The 6164-nt window shown below is 30.9% G+C and carries 6 protein-coding genes; all 6 read right to left on the bottom strand.

The features are described 5' to 3' along the window. Positions 1 to 376 (bottom strand): biotin/lipoyl-containing protein (locus V2E24_RS01400; protein ID WP_330500645.1); only part of this gene is annotated, 376 nt, incomplete at its 3' end. 2 nt (positions 377 to 378) lie between these two features. Next, a complete protein-coding gene (locus tag V2E24_RS01395) occupies positions 379 to 1293 on the bottom strand; it encodes a 2-oxo acid dehydrogenase subunit E2 (protein ID WP_330500644.1) in 915 nt (304 codons plus the stop codon). 26 nt (positions 1294 to 1319) lie between these two features. After that, positions 1320 to 2318 (bottom strand): alpha-ketoacid dehydrogenase subunit beta, encoded by a 999-nt coding sequence (locus V2E24_RS01390; RefSeq protein WP_330500643.1) that lies wholly within the window; start codon positions 2316 to 2318, stop codon positions 1320 to 1322. A 2-nt stretch (positions 2319 to 2320) separates the two neighbouring features. Further along, positions 2321 to 3445 carry a pyruvate dehydrogenase (acetyl-transferring) E1 component subunit alpha gene (pdhA, locus tag V2E24_RS01385; protein ID WP_330500642.1) on the bottom strand — a complete coding sequence of 375 codons (1125 nt, stop codon included), beginning with the start codon at positions 3443 to 3445 and terminating at the stop codon, positions 2321 to 2323. Positions 3446 to 3572: 127 nt separating this feature from the next. Then, positions 3573 to 5306, bottom strand: a complete 1734-nt coding sequence (locus V2E24_RS01380) for a GIY-YIG nuclease family protein (RefSeq protein ID WP_330500641.1) — start codon at positions 5304 to 5306, stop codon at positions 3573 to 3575. Further along, positions 5306 to 6133, bottom strand: a complete 828-nt coding sequence (locus V2E24_RS01375) for a deoxyribonuclease IV (RefSeq protein WP_330500640.1) — start codon at positions 6131 to 6133, stop codon at positions 5306 to 5308. Before V2E24_RS01375 ends, V2E24_RS01380 begins: the two co-directional genes overlap by 1 nt. Between the last annotated feature and the right edge of the window lie 31 nt (positions 6134 to 6164).

Here is a 6164-nt window from a genome sequence, read left to right as displayed (position 1 = left end):
AAATTTCAGCAACTGTACCTTCGTGTAATCCTTCACCTATATCAGCAAATTTAAACACATAAAAACTATTAGCATCAGTTGATGTTGAAGCTGTAGCTGCAGGAGTTTCTTGTTTTGTTTCTTGTACTTCATCACTTGAAGAACCATCATCAATAACAAAGATTTCTTGACCTACGTGAATAACATCACCCGTAGCCATCATAATTTTTTTAATCACTCCAGTAACAGGACTAGGAATATCTGAAGTAACTTTATCTGTTTCAACACTAAATAAGTTATCACCTTCTTTTACGCTTTGTCCATCTTTTACATAAATTTCAGCAACTGTACCTTCGTGTAATCCTTCACCTATATCAGCAAATTTAAATTTATACATAATTAATACACTCCTAAAATTTCAGGATTTTCTAATAATTCTTTAACACGTGAATTAAAACGACCAATTTCAGCCCCATCGATTCAACGGTGGTCTGCAGCTGTTGTTAAATACATAACTTTTCCAGGTACTACTGCACCATTTTTTACAACTGGTCTATCAATAATAGCACCTACTCCAGCAATAGCTAATTCTGGGTAATTGATAACAGGAACCCCAAATAAAGCACCTACTGAACCATAATTAGTAATTGTGAATGAAGCACCTTTCATTTCATCAGGTTTAATTGTACGTTTTCTAGCAGCTGTAGCTAATCTAGAAACTTCCGCAGCAATTTCTAGTAAGTTTAATTGATCAGCGTTTTTAACAACAGGAACCATTAAACCAAATTCAGTATCAACAGCGATACCAATATTCATTTGACCTGGGTAATCAAGAGTTTGATTTGCTTCGTTGTATTTAGCTAAAAAGATTGGAAATTCTTTTAATGCAACTGCAACAGCTTTAATAATGTAAGGTAAAAATGTTAATTTAACACCTTCATTTTTTAATACGATATCTTTAATTCTTGAACGTAAATCTCAAAGATTTGTCATGTCAATTTCATGTTTTAAGTTTGTATAAGCTACATTTGATCATGAGTTTGTCATGGCTTTAGCAATAGCTTTTCTAATTGGTGCAATAGCTTCGCTGTGAGCTTCAAGTGTTGAAGGTCTTTTAACACTAGCAACACTAGCACTAGTTTCAACTTTAGCACTAGCGTTAGCAACAACAGCTTCAACTTTAGGAGCGGCTTTAAAGTTTTTAATATCTTCCATTAAAATTCTTCCGTCCATACCACTACCTTTAACATCAGCTAAATTAATCCCTAATTTTGCAGCCAATGCTCTTGCAATTGGTGTTGATTTTATAGTCATTATTTTTTCATTCTCCTTTTGCTTAATTAAAATTTAAATTCCATCACTTTTTTAATTGACTCAATAATTTTGTCTTCATTAATAGCGTGGTAGTATTCCCCTTTAGCTAAAGGAACTGTAATGTCATAACCTGTTAAACGTGTCATAGGCGCTTTTAAGTATTCAAAAGCTTTTTCGTTTACACCTGCCATAATTTCTGCTGAAAGAGATAATGTTTTAACAGCTTCATGAACAACTAATAAACGACCTGTTTTTTTAACAGAATTTAAAATAGTTTCCATATCAATAGGACGAATAGTTCTTAAATCTATCAATTCAATTGATGTGTTATCACCAGCTGCTCTCATTTTTTTAATAGCAGCTAAACAATCATGTACTTGAGCACCATATGTAACTACTGTTATGTCGTTTCCAGGTACTAAAACATTTGCTTTTCCGATTTCTACTGTGTAGTAATCAGCAGGAATTTCTTGTTTTCCGGCTCTGTAAATTTTCTTAGGTTCTAAGAAAATAACAGGATCTGGATCTGCTAAAGCAGCTAACATTAAACCTTTTGTATCATATGGGAACGCAGGCATAACAACCTTAAGTCCAGGCACGTGTGCATAAATAGCTTCAATAGCTTCTGAGTGGTGTTCTAAAGCTCTAATTCCTCCACCCATAGGCATTCTTATAACCATAGGACAGTGGAAACGTCCTCTTGAACGGTTTCTAATTCTTGCAGCTTGAGTCATAATTTGTTGCATAGCAGGATAAGAAAAACCTTGGAATTGAATTTCACCAATAGGTCTTAATCCAGCAACTGCAGCACCAAAAGCAACTCCGGCAATAGCAGCTTCTGAAATAGGTGTATCAAATACTCTATCTATTCCGTATTTTTTTTGTAATCCTTCAGTAGCTCTAAAAACTCCACCTTCATTACCAGCATCTTCACCAAATAAAACAACTCTTTCGTCTTTTTCCATTGCTAAGTCGATTGCGTGAGTTAATGCTTGAATATTATTTAAAACTAATTTTTCAGCCATGATTATTTTCCTCCTTCAACTTTAGCTCAGTATTTTTTAGCTTCTGCTTTTTGTTCTTCTAATTCTGGTGTTAATTTTTCAAAAGTGTAATCAAAAATATCATCAATATTTACTTTAATTTTTGATAAGTGTTCTTCATAAACACCCTTAACTTCAGCTAATGCATCATCTCAAATTTTTTGTTTTTGTTCTTCAGTAATGATACCTCTATCAAGCATGTATTTTTCAATACGGTGCATTGGTTCTCATTTTTCTTCTTCTTTTTCTTGAACTTCTGTACGGTATAATCTTGGGTTATCACTTGTGGTGTGAGGACCTTGTCTTCATGTGTAGAACTCAACAATAACTGGTTTAGATTCATTTCTAGCATATTCAATTGCTTCTTTAACTACGTCATAGCTAGCTAACAAGTCATTTCCATCAACTCTAACTCCAGCACATCCAAAAGCGTGAGCTTTAGCTGCGATTGTTGATGAAATTGATTCGTGTCAGTTAGGTGTTGAAATAGCTCATTGGTTGTTGTTTACACAAAATACAGCTGGATATTGTTGAACTGCTGCGAAGTTAATTCCTTCAGCAAATTCCCCCTCAGTTGTTCCACCATTTCCAATGAAAGTTAAAGCAACTCCACCTGTTTTTTGCATTTTAAGTGCATATGCAACTCCAGCAGCATGTGAAATTTGTGAAGCTATAACGATATTAACTGGCATAACATTTGAGTCTTCAGGTGTTTTGGCTCCCATTTCATTACCGTTTCAGTATAAGAATTGGTTAATCATTGGAACACCTAAACCTAACATCACAGCGTTTGAACGAAAGGCTGGTAAAAATCAGTCTTTTTTCTTGTCTAAAGCAAATGCAGTTGCAGCTTGTAAAGCTTCCTCTCCTAAGTTAGGAGCAAAAGTTAACATACGTCCTTGACGTTGTAATTGCAACATGTAAGTATCTTGTTGTCTTGAACGTACCATTAATGTGTACGCAGCAACTAATTGTTCGTTTGTTAATTCATAGTTTGGTTTAAAGTTTTTGTCAATCAAATTCCCATCAATATCAAGGTATTGAACCATGTAATTAGGGTCGTCCATGACATTAATTTTGTCACCAACTTTTACGTATCTGTAATTCATTTTTCTTCCCTTTCGGCATTAATTTATATAATGTTTATATTATAAAAAATTAAAATAAAAAGATAAGTAAAAACACGCGTTTACTCATCTTTTAAATTAAGTATATGGTAATTTTTACACCTTTATTTTAAAAGGTGTTTTTTTCTTTTTTATGAATGATAAGTTCCACAATATTGTGTGGAACAACTTTTTCCAGTTCTTCAGCTGATGCATTATAGATATTTGCATATGTTTTAAAATGCTCAAGTAGCTTTTGTTCTGTTTTAGGGCCTATACCTTTAATTTTAGCTAAAGATCCTTCAAGCGTCATTTTTACATGTTTCTTATTAAAATAGCTTTTAGCATAACGATCCACTTCAATTTGCATTTCTTTTAAAAATAAAAAAACTTGCTCATCCATTTTTCTTATTTCTTTGTAATCTTTAGTTACTATGGCTCTAGTTTGGTGTTTAGAGTTTTTTACCAATCCAATTATATTATAGTTGTTTATGTTATTTTTTTTAAATGCTCTTTGCGCTGCTTTTATCTGTTGTGTTGAACCATCTACTATAATCAAATCATCAGAATTGATTTGATTATGATACAAATAATTCTCAACATTTTTATACATATATTCAACATCGCTTAAATTATTTAAGTGTACTGTATCTTTTGAGAGATTGATTTTTCTATATAAAGATGGTTGTTTAACACCTAAAAGATAAACCACAGCAACACCAACTATATTAGTATTGGCTAAATTAGAATTATCAAAAAGAATAATTTTGTTGATTTTATCAATATTTAATAATGTGGCTAATTTTTGCACAACAGCAATTTTTTTATTAGAATCTTGCTCAACACTTAAAGGGTATTTTTTAGTGTAATTTTTTATGTTTTCTAGGTTATTTAAATGTGCCGTTGAGACAATTTCTTTTAGTGCACCTTTTTTAGGGATTTTAATTTTTAAATCAATGTTATCAATAATATTTTCTAAATTTTCGCTTGCTAAAATCAAATCAGGTTTTTCATTTTTAGAATATAAATCGCTAAAGAAATTTTCAATTATTTCCGATTCAACAATATCATAATTAAGTGTATAAAAGTTTTGTGAAATTAAACTTCCATATCTATAAAACAGTACCGAAACAAATATTTTTTTATCAGCAAAAACAAAATCAAAAACATCGATATTTTTATCATTTTTTAATTCGACAATTTGTTTATTTTTTAGTTGTTCAAAGTGTTTAATTATTTCTCTATACTCAATAGATTGCTCAAAGTCTAAATTTTGTGCAAATTGATCCATTTTTATACTTAGCTCTTGTAAAAATTTTTTATCTTTAAGCATTAGAATATCAATGGCTCGATCATATTGTTTTTTTCAAAATGATTTGTCGTTATTAACTATTTGTAAGCCATTTTCGTATAAAAGTTCCCTTTCAAGAATTTTTTTGATGTATTTTGCCCCAAAATTATTTGGAAAGGGTCCGTAAAAATAAGTATCTTTATAATTTCATTTTTTGATATATCTATTTAAGGAAATTTCTAGTTTTTTATTTAGCGACAACTTAATATATGGATATTTTTTATCGTCTAAAAGCAGAACATTATAATGTGGTTGATACTTATCAATCATATTTTTTTCTAAAATCAAGGCATCTTTTTCGCTTTTGACTACATAAACTTCAAAATCGTGTATTTGAGTCACCAATTTACTTGTTTTGTAGCTATTTAATCTACCTTGAAAATACTGACTCATTCTTTTTTTAAGATTTTTTGCTTTTCCTACATACAAAACATTGCCGTCAATATCTTTTCATAAATAAACGCCGGGACTAGTTGTGACATTATCTAATTTTTCTTTTAAAAAATCATTCATTATTTATCCATTAAAATAGCTATTTCTTCCTTGTATATAGGTTTATTATCAACTCAAGGGGTTTCTAAAATTATTGGAATATTATCAAAATCAGGATCGTGTACTATTTTCTTAAGTGTTTGTGTTCCAATATAACCCTTTCCTAAATTTTCGTGTCTGTCTTTATGAGAGTTTAGTGGGTTTTTAGAGTCGTTAAGGTGAATAACTTTAATGTGTTGATACACACCGCTTTCTTTAAGTTCTTTTTTAAAGTTTTCGTAATCTTGAATATTGTAACCAGCGTCTCATATGTGACATGTGTCTAAACAAACTTGGATTCGAGGATCATTAACTTCGTTAATTAAGTACATAATTTGTTCGTAATTAATTCCTATTTCAGTTCCTTTACCTGACATAGTTTCAATACAAATTACAACATCTTTAGTTTCGCTTAAAATGTATTTAAGGCTGTTAGCAAGTGTTTTTAGTGCCTTTTCTGGACTAAAAGCCGTATAGGCTCCTGGGTGCAATACTAAATATTTAGCGCCTATGTGATTCATTCTTTTTATCTCTTGAATTAAAAAATTACATGCAAAGGGATATTTTTCAGGATTTGCTGCATTTGTAATATAGGGCGCGTGCACTATAATATCTTCTGGTTTAATTAAATCTTTAAAAAATAAATTATATTGGTCGATGTTAAATTTAGCCACATCAACTCTTTTAGTAGTTTGGGGCGCACCTAAATAAATCATCATGCAATTTGCTTTGTTATCTAAAGACTCTTGTACAGCGCTAACTAAATAACCGGGTGATTTAAAAGAAATATGACTTCCAATTTTAATCATAAAAACTCCTCAATAAATAAAATAAAGCACC

It is taken from the genome of Mycoplasmopsis ciconiae, assembly GCF_036350065.1.
GTDB lineage: Bacteria > Bacillota_I > Bacilli_A > Mycoplasmatales > Metamycoplasmataceae > Mycoplasmopsis > Mycoplasmopsis ciconiae.
This window is presented reverse-complemented; position numbering and strand designations above follow the sequence as displayed.